This window comes from Chryseobacterium nakagawai (assembly GCF_900637665.1).
In the GTDB taxonomy this organism is placed as follows: domain Bacteria; phylum Bacteroidota; class Bacteroidia; order Flavobacteriales; family Weeksellaceae; genus Chryseobacterium; species Chryseobacterium nakagawai.
On sequence record NZ_LR134386.1, the window covers coordinates 681,712 to 697,086 of the forward strand.

13 protein-coding genes and 1 pseudogene are annotated in these 15,375 nt (G+C 37.0%); 8 read left to right on the forward strand and 6 right to left on the reverse strand.

Annotated elements, in window-relative coordinates:
- Positions 1 to 2 precede the first annotated feature (2 nt).
- From fusA to EL260_RS03095, 4 genes are all read left to right on the forward strand, one after another.
- Entirely contained in the window at positions 3 to 2,120 is a 2,118-nt protein-coding gene (gene fusA, locus EL260_RS03080) for an elongation factor G (RefSeq protein WP_123858816.1), read from the forward strand.
- Between the two features lie 16 nt (positions 2,121 to 2,136).
- On the forward strand, positions 2,137 to 2,442 hold the full coding sequence (gene rpsJ, locus EL260_RS03085; protein ID WP_002661363.1) for a 30S ribosomal protein S10: 306 nt from the start codon (positions 2,137 to 2,139) through the stop codon (positions 2,440 to 2,442).
- A 135-nt stretch (positions 2,443 to 2,577) separates the two neighbouring features.
- Positions 2,578 to 3,405, forward strand: coding sequence for a GLPGLI family protein (locus tag EL260_RS03090; RefSeq protein ID WP_228445289.1), 828 nt, complete (start codon positions 2,578 to 2,580; stop codon positions 3,403 to 3,405).
- Positions 3,406 to 3,711: 306 nt separating this feature from the next.
- Positions 3,712 to 5,454 carry a TonB-dependent siderophore receptor gene (locus EL260_RS03095; RefSeq protein WP_228445291.1) on the forward strand — a complete coding sequence of 581 codons (1,743 nt, stop codon included), beginning with the start codon at positions 3,712 to 3,714 and terminating at the stop codon, positions 5,452 to 5,454.
- Between the two features lie 65 nt (positions 5,455 to 5,519).
- On the opposite strand, the pseudogene EL260_RS03100 reads toward EL260_RS03095, so the two are convergent.
- The 6 genes and pseudogenes from EL260_RS03100 to EL260_RS03125 form a co-directional block, all read right to left on the reverse strand.
- Positions 5,520 to 6,880, reverse strand: a pseudogene (locus tag EL260_RS03100) (IS3 family transposase).
- A gap of 146 nt (positions 6,881 to 7,026) precedes the next feature.
- A complete protein-coding gene (locus EL260_RS03105; protein ID WP_123858818.1) occupies positions 7,027 to 7,446 on the reverse strand; it encodes a hypothetical protein in 420 nt (139 codons plus the stop codon).
- A 238-nt stretch (positions 7,447 to 7,684) separates the two neighbouring features.
- Positions 7,685 to 8,494, reverse strand: a complete 810-nt coding sequence (locus EL260_RS03110; protein ID WP_123858819.1) for a hypothetical protein — start codon at positions 8,492 to 8,494, stop codon at positions 7,685 to 7,687.
- A gap of 7 nt (positions 8,495 to 8,501) precedes the next feature.
- A complete protein-coding gene (locus EL260_RS03115) occupies positions 8,502 to 9,233 on the reverse strand; it encodes an MIP/aquaporin family protein (RefSeq protein WP_123858820.1) in 732 nt (243 codons plus the stop codon).
- A gap of 23 nt (positions 9,234 to 9,256) precedes the next feature.
- The gene (glpK, locus tag EL260_RS03120) at positions 9,257 to 10,753 is read right to left on the reverse strand and encodes a glycerol kinase GlpK (protein WP_123858821.1); all 1,497 of its coding nucleotides are present in this window, start codon (positions 10,751 to 10,753) and stop codon (positions 9,257 to 9,259) included.
- Positions 10,754 to 10,760: 7 nt separating this feature from the next.
- Positions 10,761 to 12,359, reverse strand: a complete 1,599-nt coding sequence (locus EL260_RS03125) for a glycerol-3-phosphate dehydrogenase/oxidase (RefSeq protein WP_123858822.1) — start codon at positions 12,357 to 12,359, stop codon at positions 10,761 to 10,763.
- 200 nt (positions 12,360 to 12,559) lie between these two features.
- Between EL260_RS03125 and EL260_RS03130 the strand changes: the two genes are divergently transcribed.
- The 4 genes from EL260_RS03130 to rplW all read left to right on the forward strand — a co-directional run bounded on the left by EL260_RS03130 (position 12,560) and on the right by rplW (position 15,363).
- Positions 12,560 to 13,321 (forward strand): DeoR/GlpR family DNA-binding transcription regulator, encoded by a 762-nt coding sequence (locus EL260_RS03130; RefSeq protein WP_123858823.1) that lies wholly within the window; start codon positions 12,560 to 12,562, stop codon positions 13,319 to 13,321.
- A gap of 501 nt (positions 13,322 to 13,822) precedes the next feature.
- A complete protein-coding gene (gene rplC / locus EL260_RS03135) occupies positions 13,823 to 14,449 on the forward strand; it encodes a 50S ribosomal protein L3 (protein WP_123858824.1) in 627 nt (208 codons plus the stop codon).
- On the forward strand, positions 14,440 to 15,069 hold the full coding sequence (gene rplD, locus EL260_RS03140) for a 50S ribosomal protein L4 (protein WP_047096820.1): 630 nt from the start codon (positions 14,440 to 14,442) through the stop codon (positions 15,067 to 15,069). Before rplC ends, rplD begins: the two co-directional genes overlap by 10 nt.
- A gap of 3 nt (positions 15,070 to 15,072) precedes the next feature.
- Positions 15,073 to 15,363 (forward strand): 50S ribosomal protein L23, encoded by a 291-nt coding sequence (rplW, locus tag EL260_RS03145; protein WP_123858825.1) that lies wholly within the window; start codon positions 15,073 to 15,075, stop codon positions 15,361 to 15,363.
- The last annotated feature ends 12 nt before the right edge of the window (positions 15,364 to 15,375 follow it).

Sequence of the window (15,375 nt, forward strand, 5' to 3'; positions counted from 1 at the left end):
AAATGGGTAGAGATCTTAAATTTACAAGAAATATTGGTATTGCTGCTCACATTGACGCAGGTAAGACTACCACTACTGAAAGGATTTTATTCTATACAGGAGTAAACCACAAAATTGGAGAAGTTCACGATGGTGCTTCTACAATGGACTGGATGGAGCAGGAAGCAGAAAGAGGTATTACTATTACTTCTGCTGCAACTACTTGTTCTTGGAACTTTCCAACAGACCAAGGAAAGCCTCTTGCAGATACTAAGCCTTACCACTTCAACATCATTGATACACCAGGACACGTTGACTTCACTGTAGAAGTAAACAGATCTTTAAGAGTATTAGATGGATTGGTATTCTTATTCTCAGCAGTAGATGGAGTAGAGCCTCAGTCTGAAACAAACTGGAGACTTGCTGACAACTACAAAGTTGCTAGAATGGGATTCGTAAACAAAATGGACAGACAAGGTGCTGACTTCCTTAACGTGGTAAACCAGGTTAAAGATATGTTAGGATCTAACGCAGTTCCAATCGTTTTACCAATCGGTGCTGAAGAAGATTTCAAAGGAGTTGTAGACTTAATCAAAAACAGAGCGATCATCTGGGATGAAGCTGGACAAGGTGCTACTTTCGAGGTAGTTCCAATTCCTGAAGACATGAAAGATGAGGTTCTTGAATATAGAGAGAAATTAGTTGAAGCTGTTGCAGATTATGATGATACTTTGATGGAGAAATTCTTCGAAGATCCAGATTCAATCTCTGAAGAGGAAATCAACGAAGCTCTAAGAAAAGCTACTATCGATTTATCTATTATCCCAATGACTTGTGGTTCTTCATTCAAGAATAAAGGAGTACAGTTTATGTTGGATGCAGTATGTAAATACTTGCCTTCTCCATTGGATAAAGATGATATCAAAGGTACTGACCCAAGAACTGACGCTGAAATTACAAGAAAACCATCTGTAGATGAGCCTTTCTCTGCATTAGCATTTAAGATTGCTACTGACCCATTCGTGGGAAGATTAGCATTCTTCAGAGCATATTCAGGAAGACTAGATGCTGGTTCTTATATCTTGAACACTCGTTCAGGAGATAAAGAAAGAATCTCTAGAATCTATCAGATGCACGCTAATAAGCAAAATCCAGTAGAATATATTGAAGCTGGTGATATTGGTGCTGCGGTAGGTTTCAAATCTATCAAAACTGGTGATACAATGTGTGACGAGAAAAACCCAATCGTTCTTGAATCGATGGTTTTCCCTGATCCGGTAATTGGTATCGCTGTTGAGCCTAAAACTAAAGCTGACCAGGATAAAATGGGTAACGCTTTAGCTAAATTGGCTGAAGAAGATCCAACGTTTACTGTTAGAACTGACGAAGCTTCTGGACAAACGATTATCTCTGGTATGGGTGAGCTTCACTTAGATATCATTGTAGATCGTATGAGAAGAGAGTTCAAGGTTGAAGTAAACCAAGGACAACCTCAGGTAGAGTACAAAGAAAACTTAACAAAAGTTGCTCAACACAGAGAAGTTTACAAAAAACAATCTGGTGGTAAAGGTAAATTTGCTGACATTGTATTTGAACTAGGACCTGCTGACGAAGGTAAAATTGGTTTAGAATTCATCAATGAGATCAAGGGTGGTAACGTTCCTAGAGAATTTGTTCCTGCCATTGAAAAAGGATTTAAAGCTGCAATGAAGAACGGTCCATTGGCTGGTTTCGAAGTTGAAGGTATTAAAGTTACTCTTAAAGATGGATCTTTCCACGCGGTGGATTCTGATGCTCTTTCATTTGAAATGGCTGCTAAATTAGGATTTAAAGAAGCGGGACGTGCTGCTAAGCCAGTAATTATGGAGCCTATTATGAAACTGGAAGTTGTAACTCCAGAAGAATATATGGGTAACATCATTGGTGACCTTAACAAAAGAAGAGGTACAATCAGTGGTCAGGAGGAGAAAAACGGTGCCGTTGTAATCAAAGGTTCTGTTCCACTTTCTGAAATGTTTGGATATGTAACTACTCTAAGAACACTTTCATCAGGAAGAGCTACTTCTTCTATGGAATTAGAGAAGTACCAAGCTACTCCACAAAACGTTGCTGAAGAAATCATAGCTAAAGCAAAAGGTTAATTTTTAAATTAAAGAAATGTCACAAAGAATCAGAATAAAACTAAAATCTTACGATTACAACTTGGTAGACAAGTCTGCTGAGAAAATCGTAAAAACGGTAAAGGCTACTGGTGCTGTTGTAAACGGACCAATTCCATTACCAACGAACAAGAGAATCTTCACAGTGTTGAGATCTCCGCACGTAAACAAAAAAGCAAGAGAGCAGTTCCAATTATCAGCTCACAAGAGACTAATGGATATCTACTCTTCTTCTTCTAAAACTGTTGATGCTCTAATGAAATTAGAACTTCCTTCAGGTGTAGACGTTGAAATTAAAGTGTGATAACTGCATACTTTGCAATGATTATAGAATCCGTTCCTTTTTAGGAGCGGATTTTTTTATTTTCATTTTCAAAATGATGACGACCTATTTAGTTGAATCCAAATATTATTGATATTTTTGGCTCAAATCTATACCATGAAAAAACTGATACTCTTATTATTCCCTTTACTATTGAGTGCACAGACCCATCGTTTTATATATCTACTACAATATAAAAAAGATTCATTAGCACAGGATTTTACCAAAGCTAATATGATCCTCGACGTCAACCCTGATGATGTCAAATTTTATCCGTACTCATATGCCCAGACTGATTCTTTGAATAAGGTTCGTGGCCAGAACAGAGCAAGATGGGATGATGATCTTCCTGCTGTTATCAGGAAAAAGGGTTCTTTTGAAAATACTTCATTGATTCTGGTGAATGATTTCTTTTCTGTAAAATCCACTGATAAAATAAACTGGAAGCTACTAAGTGATACAAAAGTTGACGGACAATATAATTTGCAGAAAGCAACTACTCGCTTTGGTGGCAGAGAATGGATTGCATGGTTTTGCAAAGACATCAACTTAAGTGAGGGACCTTATAAGTTCCGTGGGCTTCCGGGGCTCATCTTTGAAATAGAAGACACTAATAAGAATTTTATTTTTAAGCTGGCTAAAAGTATGAAATTCCCCAAGACTTATGAAACACCCTTTCTTGAAAGCTTTGTTGGAAAGAAACCACTTCCTGTAACTGAAAAAATTATTGCAAAGAAACAATTGGAGCTTTACAACGATCCGTTACATGACATCGCAGAATCGTTTAAATCCAATACTAATCCCGAGAATACTTTCTGGGTTTCCGGAGTACAGGTTAAAAGCATAGATCAGCTCAAAGGAATGTCTGATGAACGAAGAAGAGTAATGCTTCGGGATAATAATCCAATCGAAATTGATAAAGCCATAAAGTACCCTTTAAACTAATATAAAGACAATACATAATACTTTCCGTCCCTATTTTAGGGATGGATTTTTTATTTTTTAATGATGGGTATAAATGAAATTGAGATCCATATAATATGCGCATTTTTTTTCTTTTTCAATATTGATAATCATTGTATAGTATGGAGGGCTTATCCTCAATAGCAGAAAGGCTACTTTAGTATATTTTTATCATAATTATGATGAGATTGTTGATCCTATATTGATGGTAATTATCAGGTGAGATATGTCACCTTAGTTTATTTATTTAGAATCATTAAAAATAATAAATTTGCAAAAAATTATCAGATGAATAAAGTAGTATCCTTTTCTCTGCTATTATTGGGTGGGGTTCTTGCAAATGCACAGAAGACAAATGATTCAATTAAGCATAAAAAAATTGAAGAAGTAGAACTGTTTGGTGAAAGAAAAAAACAGCCGCAAGGTTTGGAGGCAATTACCAGATTACCATTGAAGACGAGAGATCAGATCCAGAGCATTTCTGTGATCTCCCATAAAGCAATTGAGGAACTAGGAGCACTTACCGTTACCGATGTAGCGAAAAACGTACCCGGAGTAACTTTATTTTCCAGCTATGGAGGAGGAAGTGAAAGTATGTCTATCAGAGGATACCGTGGGGTTCCGGTATTGAAGAACGGTGTTCAGATGGATTCAGACTTCCGTACTGCTGGGATGATGACAGATATGCAGGGAGTTGAAAGTATCCAGGTAATTAAAGGTTCAGCGGCAGTAAGCCAGGGGATTGGTAATGGTTTAGGATCTGCAGGGGGAGTAATCAATGTGGTAACTAAAAGACCTCAATTTATTGATCAAACTAATGTAGGCTTCCGTTATGGAAGTTGGGACTTTTACAGACCTACTGTAGACTTCCAAAGAGTTTTGGATTCTCAAGGGAAAGTTGCAGTAAGATTTAATGGTGCCTATCAGAACAATAATTCTTTCAGAAGTCATGTTTCAGGAGAAAGAATATATGTGAATCCTTCAGTGGCATTCCGCCCGGATGATAAAACATTAATCAATGTGGAGATGGATTATCTTCATGATAAAAGAACTCCGGACAGAGGAACTGTGAATCTTGCACCTGGAACTACAGAAGCATTATATCATATGCCAAAAGGAAAGTTCTTAGGATATTCTTCCGATTATATGAAAACGGAAACCTATAACTTTGCTACAACTGTGGTACGTCAGCTTACCAGCAAATTAAAAGTAAGAGGAGCTTTCATCAATTCTGTGAGCAATTCAGATAATTTAGGCTCATCTGTTTCTACAATAGGGAATGATCCTAAAACAATCAATTATAATTTAAGACAACGTACAATAAGCAGATCTGCATCAGAAGATCTTAACAAGGTATTACAGTTTGACTTCATTGGAGAAGATATTAAAACTGGTTTTATCAAGCATACCTTCCAGGTAGGATTTGACTGGAGAGAAACAGAAACTTCTACTACGGGTTATGATGTTTATAAAAACTCTATTGCTCCGGGTAACTTGCTTTCTTCACCAAGAAAAGTAAATAATAAAGCTATTCCATCAGTTGTGATCGATCAGTTTGATGTAGTTAATGGCGTTATTCCAAACGTCCTACCATTTGATCTGGCGTTTGATAAACTGGAAAGATCTGTCCCTAATTTAAGTCCTACCATTGGTATTATGGCTCAGGATGTACTATCAATCGGGAAATATGTAAAAGCACATTTAGGATTAAGATACAGCAGGCTTAATGGAACTAGCAATGCAGATAAAGATGCATGGAACCCGTCTTTTGGATTAATTCTTTCTCCAGTTGAAAATATTAATGTGTTTGGATCTTATACCACTACCACTTCTTTAAGAACGGCAAATAATGCTATTCAGTTTGCAGGGCTGATGGGACCTTCTACCACTAAACAATGGGAAGCTGGATTCAAATCGGATTGGTTCAATGAGCGTCTAAGGTTTAACTTCACCTGGTTTGATATCAATACAAACAATTTATCAAACCCAGTTTTGGTGTATGTCTTCAAAAGAAAGTGTACTTTTTCTTAGAGAGTGTTTTCTGTTTCAAATATAGAATTTAAAGTTTAGTTTTTTGCTTTTAAAAAGAAAAAAAATTAGGTTTCGATTAATTTTCTTTTGTAATATTCCTTTTTTCTTCTTTTTAGAGTTTCAGATTTTATCTGCTGTCTTATTTTCAACACTTCATCGGCTCTTCCAAAGTACACATCCGCTGGAGTTAGATTCTTCAAAGATTCGTGATAACGCTCATTGTTATAGCGGTTTACAAATACTTCCAAAGCCGCTTCCAATTCCTCTGGACTGTAATAATGATGCAGTTTCACCACATTTTTCATCGTCCTGTGGTAGCGTTCAATCTTGCCTTGCGTCTGTGGATGAGCGGGCTTTCCATGGATTTGCTTCATGCCGTGATTATCGTGTAAATACTCCTTTAATTCCTCGGTAATATAGCAAGAACCGTTGTCCGACAGAAGTTTCGGAACTTGTCCTTTTCTTAAACCTGCTTTCTTCACAGCTCGGTCAATGGTTCTTTGAACATCATTCACCTTCATATTTCGGCACAATTCCCAATGAACGATATAGCGGCTAAAATCGTCAATCACCGTGCTTAGATAGTACCAGCCCCAACCCAGAATTTTAAAGTAAGTAAAATCTGTCTGCCACATTTCGTGAACAAAATTGGTTTTATCCTTAAATTCATTCGAGGCAGAAATCAGGATGTGCGATGGAGCCGTTATCAGTCCTCTTTTCTTTAAAATACGGTAAACACTGGATTCTGAGATAAATACACCCTTCTCATCGGTGATTTTATGAGCCAGTTCTCTGCTGGAGAGTTCAGGATAATTCAAAGCGATTTCTACCACCAGATTTTTCTCTTCTTCAGGAATGTTGTTCCACTGCCTTCTGCCAGAAGAAGGGGAAGAATGAAATCCCGCTTCACCTTTCTCAAGGTACAGATTATACCACTTGTAGAAGGTGCTTTTGTGAATGCCAAGTTCCCTGAGTGTCCTGTTCACGCCGATTTCACTACGGGTAACCATTTGGATGATTTCCAGTTTTTCTTCAGGTAACAACCTCATATACTTTCTGTATTTTTCGGTTATTCCAGAATTTCCAAACTTTTTTTTACAATGTCGTAGCGGATAACGAGGTCGGCGACCGTCTCCTTGAGTTTTCGGTTCTCTTCCCGAAGCTGAGAGACTTCTTCGGAGGTTGCCTGGCGAAGAGTATCTCCTGAGAGTTGCTTTTTACCGGCTTCAATGAACTCCTTATTCCATTTGTAGAAGGTAGATTCCTGAATAGCGTGCTTGCGACAGAGTTCGGCTATGGAGGTTTCAGCCCGAAGGGCTTCCATCACAATTAGGATCTTTTGTTCCGCGGTGAAAATCCTTCTGGTTTTTCTGCGGATGTCTTTTAAATAATTTTCAGGATTACTGATTGGTTTTTTGGCTGTCATAATAAATCAAATTTAATGGTTTTTTTTGTTCTGTTTATTATGAAAACACTATCTTAGTTCTGAACTAAATCGGTACACTTTTTGCTGACGATTTACACCTCAACAAACAAAAAGCCACCCCCACAAGGAGTGGTTTTCTATTATGCTTATTGATACAATTCACTTTCGCAATTACAAGTATCTTTATCAATACTATCCTTGGCAGAACAGCAGCCTTCAAGATTCTGAATATTCCCCTTTTCATCAGTAAGGTAGATCTTATCTTTACCGAATTTCACAAAGAAGGTCTCTTTATACTTTTTGAAAACCACTTTCATTACTTTATTGGGAGCATATTTACCCGCATTAATTTCTTCTTTGGTTTCTTTTCCGTTGGCCTGATTAACCTGAACATATCCGAAATACACATCACCTGTCTTTTTTACATCCAGATAATATTGAGGAGTGCCAGTACCACTGTATCCTTTCAGGATATCAAAACTTCTGTGGCCGGTAAAAGGCAGTTTTGTTTGTGCGAGAGTGAAAATGCTGATGCATAAGATCATTAAACTGAAAACTTTTTTCATAATATTTTTTCTTCAAATTTAAAAATATCAGCCAAACCTATAAACCGTAAAATCCCGGTAATTGAGTAAGTGATTATTATTAGTATTCTTCTGGTTCTTTTCCAACTCTCATTCATATAATTACTCCCTTCCGCCGGAATGGTAGTAAATCGCAGATTTGACAGATTAGTTTTCTACGTAACAAACAAAAAGCCACTCCTTTTGGAGTGGCTTCCATATAATTTAGTCAAAAATTAAATTAAAAAACTGTCGCAGCCAGTTGAATTCTTGCATATTTATTAGAAGGATTCCACATGGCCATCATAGAAACAGGTAAACTGTAATGTTCTGTGATCTTGAGAACCTTTCCAGCTTTTACCCCTAAGTTTACAATATCAAAGTTGTTTTTTCCATTTCCATACAAAAAGGTGTTGCCATTCAATGAAAATCCTGCACCTACAAAAGCATCAAGATTCACTTTTTGGCCACTGATGACAGGATAACTAGCCTGAACATAGGTAGAATATCTGTTCTTTTTATAACTTCCATCAGGTTCAAGGATTACTTCTCCTGCATTGGCACCTCCATATAACATAATGTCTGCCTCAATATTCATTGGAAATGAAGGACCAAAGGTATAGTTTGTTCTTAAATCAATGATATGTGCTGTTCTTCTTTGTGAATAACTGAAGATATCATCTGCAGCAACAGCCGTATTGATATTTCTGGAATTATAAAGATCCCATAATCCAATATAAAAACGTCCGTTAGAATATTGAACATAATAATTGATTTCTTTATAATGAGTGTTATCTTTATCATCTGCCAAAGCAGAAGCTCCCCAAATACCTACTTTCCATTTCTTTTCTGCATCCAAAGCGTACGAAAGATTTCCCATCACTACAGGTTTATCTGTAATAATCAATCCTCTCCATAAATGGTTGTTTTGAATGTTAGCGGTAAAATCAAGTCTTCCTTCTTTACTTTCTTTACCTTCGCTGTTTTCCTGTGAAAATAATCTTCCTGTAGCTAAAGTAAGCAAGAAGATGCCTGTTAAGATTTTCTTCATCGTATTTTTATTTTAATACCATGAATAATAATGCGGCAATGACAGCTCCGGTGATAGGTCCTATAACAGGGATCCATGCATAACTCCAGTCACTGCTTCCTTTTACCGGAAGAATAGCGTGCATGATTCTCGGAGCAAGATCTCTAGCAGGGTTAATGGCGTATCCGGTAGTTCCACCTAATGACAATCCAATTACCCATACAAGAAAGGTTACAGGAATTGCTCCTATAGAACCCAATCCTACTTTCGCATTAGGGTCGGCCTGTAAGTTAATACTTGGGTCCGAAAAGTGGAAAATAACAAATACCAATACAAAAGTTCCGATAATCTCACTGATAAGATTAGATGAAACTTTTCTGATTGCTGGTCCGGTACTGAAACAAGCGAGTTTTGCTCCTTCATCCTCTGTAATGGCAAAATGATCTTTATGAAACAGCCAAACCAAAAAGGCTCCCAACATTCCTCCAATCATCTGAGCCGCAATATAAGACGGAACCAGATCCCAGGCAAACTTTCCCGCTGCAGCCAAACCGATCGTAACGGCCGGATTTAGATGGGCTCCACTTACAGGCCCTGCAACAGTTACTCCTACAAAAACGGCTAATGCCCAGGCAGTAGTAATAACAATCCATCCGGAATTATTCCCTTTGGTATCTTTCAAGACAACATTGGCTACAACACCGTTGCCTAACAAAACTAGAAGCATCGTCCCGATCACTTCTGCGATAAATGGAGTCATATGTGTATTTTTAAGGTCAGAAATTAATCTTCAATCCAACTTTGAGCACGGGATACCGCTTTGTTCCAGAAATGAACCATAGTATCTACTTTTTCCTTTTCCAATTGAGGATGGAAATCTTTATCTACAATCCATTGAGCCTGTATCTCATCAATATTTTTCCAGTATCCTACAGCAAGACCTGCTAAATAAGCCGCACCTAATGCTGTTGTCTCTAATGTTTTTGGTCTTGTAATTTTAAATCCGAAAAGGTCAGATTGTATTTGCATCAATAGGTTACTTGCCGAAGCACCACCATCTACTCTCAGTTCAAGACTTGCTCTTCCGGAATCTGCTTCCATAGATTTTACAATATCAAACACCTGGAATGCGATTCCTTCCAATGTAGCTCTTGCAATATGTCCGTCAGTGGTACCACGGGTAATTCCTACAATAGTCCCACGTGCATATTGATCCCAATGAGGAGCTCCCAACCCTGTAAGGGCAGGAACAAAGTAAACACCACCATTGTCTTCAACAGAGGCTGCCAGATCATTCACTTGATCAGAAGAATGAATCAGTTTAAGACCGTCTCTTAGCCATTGAATAGCTGCACCACCTACAAATACGCTTCCTTCCAATGCATAGTTCACCTCTCCATTGATTTTCCAGGCAACGGTCGTTAAAAGATTATTTTTTGATGAAACAGCTTCTTTTCCTGTGTTCATTAATAAGAAACATCCTGTTCCGTAAGTGTTTTTTACCATTCCCGGATTGATACACATTTGGCCAAATAGAGCCGCCTGCTGATCTCCCGCAATTCCCGCAATAGGAATTTTGGTAGAGAATAGAGTAGTGGCTGTCTCACCATATATCTCACTGCTTTGTTTTACTTCAGGAAGAATGGCTTTAGGAATGTTGAATAGCTCCAACAGATCATTATCCCATTCCAATGTATGAATATTCAAAAGCATGGTTCTGCTGGCGTTAGAAACATCAGTGATGAACATTTTCCCACGGGTTAGTTTCCATACCAACCAGGTATCAACTGTTCCAAAGCATAATTTTCCAGCTTCTGCTTTTTCTCTTGCTCCGTCAACATTGTCAAGGATCCATTTTAATTTGGTGGCAGAGAAATAGGCATCCAGTACAAGACCTGTTTTTTCCTTAATGGTTTCTGCATGACCTTGTTCTTTCAGTTCATCACAATATTTGGAAGTTCTTCGGTCTTGCCATACAATCGCATTGTAAATAGGTTCTCCGGTTTCTTTATCCCAAACTATTGTGGTTTCACGCTGGTTGGTAATTCCAATAGCAGCTACTTCCAGTCCGGAGATGCCTGCTTTGGCAATAATTTCTGCAGCAACGGAGATCTGTGATGACCAGATTTCGTTTGGATCATGTTCTACCCAGCCTGGAGTAGGGAAGATTTGTCTGAAATCTTTTTGTGATACATATTTGATTTCTCCGCTATGGTTGAATAGAATCGCTCTGGAGGAAGTTGTTCCCTGATCTAAAGCGAGAATTAGCTTTTCATTCATATGGTGATTAATTAAGGTTGATAACTTTAGGTGAATAAGGAGTTAATAAATATCCTTTTGCCAATTCGATGAATTCATTTTCCTGTTGCTGGGCCCATTCCTCAGAATGTCCTTTTTCTTCAGCAATAATTCTGGCCACATTGTGTGCCGTGTCTATAGCTGCTCTTGCATCAAGGAATAACAAACGAGCTCTTCTTGCCAGTACATCTTCAATTGTTTCAGCCATTTCATTTCTTACAGCCCAAACTACTTCCGCTACCGTGAATGGATGGTCCGGGTGTAGTTTCTGTGAAAAACGTGGATTACCTTCCTGTAAAGCTTTTATGGCAGGGATATCAGATCCGTATACATATAAATGATTCGTTCTGTCTACTTGTTCTGGTTTTACGTTTCCATGAATAGACATATGTTCTGTTTTAGAACTCGTATTGCCCAGATTGTGTACCTGCATGGCTTTATCAATAGTATCTTCAGCCATTTTACGGTAAGTTGTCCACTTTCCGCCAATAATAGAAACCAATCCTGTGTCAGAAGCAATCACCTTGTGGCTTCGGGAAACTTCTTTTGTACTCTTGCTTCCGTCTTTTGGAGCGGCAAGAGGACGAAGCCCGGCAAAAACAGATTTTACATCATCACGGGTTGGTTTTTTAGAAAGGTATTGTCTTGCTGTATTTAAAACAAAACTAATTTCCTCTTCCAAAGCACGAGGTTCAAAGCTTTCGTTTTCCAAAAGAGTATCTGTTGTTCCTACCAAAGCCCTGTCATGCCAAGGTACTACAAACAGCACCCTTCCGTCAGAAGTCTTCGGAATCATGATGGCATCATCACTTTTCAGGAATGATTTATCCAGAACCAGGTGAATTCCCTGACTTGGTACTACCAGTTTACCATGTTTTGGATTATTCATATTAAGGATGTCATTTGTGAAAACACCGGTAGCATTAATAACCACTTTTGCATGAATTTGGTAGTGTTGTTTGGAGAATTGGTCTTCTGCAACTACACCTATTACTTTATCCTTATCATCTTTCAGAAGATTGACAACCTTTACATAGTTCACAGCGCTTCCTCCTTTTTCAATAATGGTTTGAGTTAAATTGACTGCAAGTCTCGCATCATCAAACTGTCCGTCCTGGTAAACAACACCACTTGCTAAATGATTTTGTTCAATAGTAGGAAGTTTTTCAATGGTTTTTGATTTGCTGATGTATTTCGTTTTACCCAAACTTAATTTTCCGGCAAGGAAATCATAAACGGATAAACCTATTTTATAATAGATTCCGCCCCACCAAGTATAATTAGGAATAATGAAAGACTGATTTTTTACAATGTGTGCTGCATTTTTTGCTAACAGGCCTCTTTCCTTTAATGCTTCTTTCACCAAGCCTATATCTCCTTGTGCTAAATATCTTACTCCACCATGTACCAGTTTGGTACTTCTGCTGGAAGTTGCTTTCGCAAAGTCATGAGATTCAAGTAATAAAGTTTTGAATCCTCTGCTTACTGCGTCTAATGCTGAACCTAAACCACTGGCTCCTCCTCCTATGACAATAAAGTCCCATTCTTTTATACTGGTTAATTTACTGAGTTCTTCGTTTCGTTTCATAAATGTTTCGTTTATGTTTCGTTTTCAAATATATAAATTAAAAATGAAAGCAAAAAGAAAATAAATGAAATTTTAAAATGTGAAATGACTATGATTTATAAAAACCTTTATTATTGAAGGTGAAGTAATTACGTAGGACCTTAAAAACAATAAAAATTTGCATGTGAAAAAAAAACGGTAATTTTGAGGAAACGAATAAAATGGAGAAGCTAATACCAAGGCATGATGAAATATTAAAGGAACTGGATGAAAAAGGACATGTTCTTGTTCAGGATTTGTGCGAAAGGCTGAATGTTTCTTCGGTTACGATACGAAAGGATCTGAACTATCTCGAAAGTTTAGGACTTCTTTTTAGAAATCATGGAGGAGCAAGTAAACAGGTACGATATGCTTATGAGCAGAACGTAGGTGAAAAAGAAAATATTAATGTAGAAGCAAAACAAGCTATTGCAAGAGCTGCGCTGTCTTTAATTCAAGAGAATGACTGTATTATATTGGCATCAGGAACTACTATGCATTATCTTGCAAGGATGTTAATGAACTTCGGTCCGCTTACTGTTTTAACTTCTTCATTGAGGGTTGCAATTGAACTTTGTAATAATCCTAATATTAATGTGATTCAATTAGGAGGAGAGGTAAGAAAAAGTTCTACTTCCATTGTAGGATCTATTTCAGAAGGCATTCTTAAACAATTCTCATGTAATAAACTTTTTCTTGGGGTAGATGGGATTGATCTTGAGTTTGGAATCAGTACATCCAATGCTGCTGAAGCTCACCTTAATCAGGTTATGATTGAATGTGCAGATAAAACAGTAGTTCTTGCAGATTCTTCAAAGTTAAATAAAAAAGGTTTTGGTAAAATTGCTTCCCTGGATCAGGTGGATTATCTGATTACGGATGGCGGGATTATTGCCGAAGACCAGGTCAGACTAGAGGAAATTGGAGTTAATGTAATTAAATAATCTTATAAAAGTTACTAAATCTATATAATAATATTCCAAATACAGAGCCCATGAGTAATCATGTGGCTTTTATTTTTTAGTGAATTGCCATTAGGGTGTTATTTTATTTTTTCTGAGAAGAGGAGATTGAGGCTTTCTTGTTTTATTTAAAATATAAGGATGGTGTTTTTCTGCTGAGAATTGTGAAATGTTTCATTATCCTATAGTTATGGCATTTTTTTTGTTATCAGCTGTTGGCTTTGAATTGTTATAATAAACAATGAGAAGAAAAGAGGTGTTGTTTATGTTGAACTCATTTTTGTAACCTGTACTTTTTTCTTAAAATGGTCTAAATGATTAAAAATCAAAATATTTTACTCAAAATATTTGTCGGTTACAAAATTATTCATAAATTTGCACACTCATTTTAGGAGCGTAGTGTGCCTATATCAAAAGTAGAAATCACTTCAGACTTCCGAAAAATGGGAAAAATAAAGGATAAATTTTATTATAATATAAACAATGTCAGGTATTATTGGTAAAAAAATCGGTATGACGTCTTTGTTTAACGAAGAAGGGAAAAACATTCCTTGTACAGTTATTCAAGCTGGTCCATGCTCGGTTTTACAGGTCAGAACCTTAGAAGTTGACGGATATAAAGCTGTTCAATTAGGTTTCGATGACAAGAGTGAGAAGAACGTTGGTAAAGCGTTAGCTGGCCATTTTAAAAAGGCTGGTTCTGCTCCTAAAGCTAAATTAGTAGAATTCTACAGAGAATTTGTTGATGAAGTGAAAGTAGGAGAAGAAGTAAAAGTTGATCTATTCGCTGAAGGTGAATATGTTGACGTAACAGGAACTTCAAAAGGTAAAGGCTTCCAGGGTGTTGTTAAAAGACACGGATTTGGAGGTGTAATGCAGGCAACTCATGGTCAGCACAACAGACTTAGAGCTCCAGGTTCTATCGGTGCTGGTTCAGACCCTTCAAGAGTATTCAAAGGGATGAGAATGGCTGGAAGAATGGGAGGTAAGCAGGTAACTGTTCAAAACCTTCAAGTGTTAAAAGTTGATCAAGAACAAAATCTTTTAGTAGTAAAAGGTGCTGTTCCGGGAGCTAAAAATTCTTATGTAATTATCAGAAAATGGAACTAGTAGTATTAAATACATCAGGAAAAGAGACCGGAAGAAAAGTAACTCTAGACGAAACAGTATTCGGAATTGAGCCAAATCAGCACGCGGTTTACTTAGAAGTTAAACAGTACCTTGCTGCACAAAGACAAGGGACTCATAAAGCAAAAGAAAGAAGCGAAATTACTGCTTCTACTAAAAAGCTTAAGAAGCAAAAAGGATCAGGATCTGCTAGATATGGTGATATTAAATCTCCAACTTTCAGAGGTGGAGGTAGAGTATTCGGACCAAAACCAAGAGACTACAGATTCAAATTGAACAAAGCTCTTAAGAGATTAGCTAAGAAATCTGTTTTATCTCAGAAAATGAGAGATAACAGCATTAAAGTTTTAGAAGATTTGAGCTTTGGTGCTCCTAAGACTAAAGATTTTATCAATGTATTAAATGCATTGGAACTTAACGGTAAAAAATCTTTATTCGTTCTTCCTGAAGCTAACAAGAATGTGTATTTATCTTCAAGAAACTTACCTAAAACTAAAGTAATGAACTTCAACGAGATCAGTTCTTACGATTTAGTAAACGCTGGTGAGATCATTTTCTTAGAAGGTGCAGTTGAAAAATTCCAGGAAAATTTAAAGAAATAAGTCATGTCTATTATTATTAAACCAGTTATTTCAGAAAAGGCTAACTACCTTACAGATTTAAGAGGTACTTATTCTTTCTTAGTTAACCCTAAGGCGAATAAAGTTCAGATTAAAAAGGCTGTAGAAGCAGCTTATGGTGTAAAAGTAGCAGACGTTAATACAATGATTTATGCTCCGAAGGTTTCTTCAAAGTACACTAAAAAAGGTCTTCAAGTAGGAAAGACAAATAAATTGAAAAAAGCGGTAATTAAACTTGTTGAAGGTGATGTTATCGATATTTTTGCTGTAAATTAATTATTAATTATA

What these genes read in the sequence shown, in the direction of transcription:
- EL260_RS03110 (WP_123858819.1), bottom strand. Translation starts at nt 8,494, where the DNA reads ATGAAGAAAATCTTAACAGGCATCTTCTTGCTTACTTTAGCTACAGGA.
- rplD (WP_047096820.1), top strand. Translation starts at nt 14,440, where the DNA reads ATGGAACTAGTAGTATTAAATACATCAGGAAAAGAGACCGGAAGAAAA.
- rplW (WP_123858825.1), top strand. Translation starts at nt 15,073, where the DNA reads ATGTCTATTATTATTAAACCAGTTATTTCAGAAAAGGCTAACTACCTT.
- EL260_RS03105 (WP_123858818.1), bottom strand. Translation starts at nt 7,446, where the DNA reads ATGAAAAAAGTTTTCAGTTTAATGATCTTATGCATCAGCATTTTCACT.
- glpK (WP_123858821.1), bottom strand. Translation starts at nt 10,753, where the DNA reads ATGAATGAAAAGCTAATTCTCGCTTTAGATCAGGGAACAACTTCCTCC.
- EL260_RS03090 (WP_228445289.1), top strand. Translation starts at nt 2,578, where the DNA reads ATGAAAAAACTGATACTCTTATTATTCCCTTTACTATTGAGTGCACAG.
- rplC (WP_123858824.1), top strand. Translation starts at nt 13,823, where the DNA reads ATGTCAGGTATTATTGGTAAAAAAATCGGTATGACGTCTTTGTTTAAC.
- EL260_RS03115 (WP_123858820.1), bottom strand. Translation starts at nt 9,233, where the DNA reads ATGACTCCATTTATCGCAGAAGTGATCGGGACGATGCTTCTAGTTTTG.
- EL260_RS03095 (WP_228445291.1), top strand. Translation starts at nt 3,712, where the DNA reads ATGAATAAAGTAGTATCCTTTTCTCTGCTATTATTGGGTGGGGTTCTT.
- EL260_RS03125 (WP_123858822.1), bottom strand. Translation starts at nt 12,359, where the DNA reads ATGAAACGAAACGAAGAACTCAGTAAATTAACCAGTATAAAAGAATGG.
- rpsJ (WP_002661363.1), top strand. Translation starts at nt 2,137, where the DNA reads ATGTCACAAAGAATCAGAATAAAACTAAAATCTTACGATTACAACTTG.
- EL260_RS03130 (WP_123858823.1), top strand. Translation starts at nt 12,560, where the DNA reads ATGGAGAAGCTAATACCAAGGCATGATGAAATATTAAAGGAACTGGAT.
- fusA (WP_123858816.1), top strand. Translation starts at nt 3, where the DNA reads ATGGGTAGAGATCTTAAATTTACAAGAAATATTGGTATTGCTGCTCAC.